We start from the raw sequence: 527 nt of genomic DNA on the forward strand, positions 1-527 counted from the left end.
GCCCACGGTGTGGTGCAGGTTCTGCTCCAGGAACTGCCGACGCGCCAGGTTCGACGCACGCCAGTGACGGACCGAGCGCGGGATCAGGCGCGTGGTGACTTTCGGAATCCGGAACACCAGGCACAACACGATGAAGCTGACCCATTGCACCAGCAACAGACTGTGCATGGTCAGCCAACCGGTCAGGTAAYGCACGATACCCGGCACCACCAGCGCCAACAGGCTGGCCCAGAGCAGCGGGATATACGCATAGTCGTCGGCGCGGGCCGCGAGCACTGTCACCAGTTCGGCGTCGGTGTCGCGCTCGACCCGGGCAATCGCCTCGGCGACTTTGCGTTGTTCGTGTTCAGTCAGTAATGCCATGTTTATGAATGCCTGCTCGCTATTGTTGTTGTGTTTCCCGCCGTGTCATCACCAGCCGCCCGACGAACCACCGCCGCCGAAACTGCCCCCGCCGCCACTGAAGCCCCCGCCACCGCCGCCAAAACCCCCGCCACCGAAACCACCCCGGCCTCTACCCCCTCCAC

Annotated in this window: 1 pseudogene; it reads right to left on the reverse strand. The window is 64.3% G+C overall.

Annotated elements, in window-relative coordinates:
* Positions 1-363, reverse strand: a pseudogene (locus AC1DLB_RS31780) (TPM domain-containing protein); the annotation flags it as partial.
* Positions 364-527: the final 164 nt, after the last annotated feature.

It is taken from the genome of Pseudomonas sp. 05N434 (assembly GCF_056396965.1).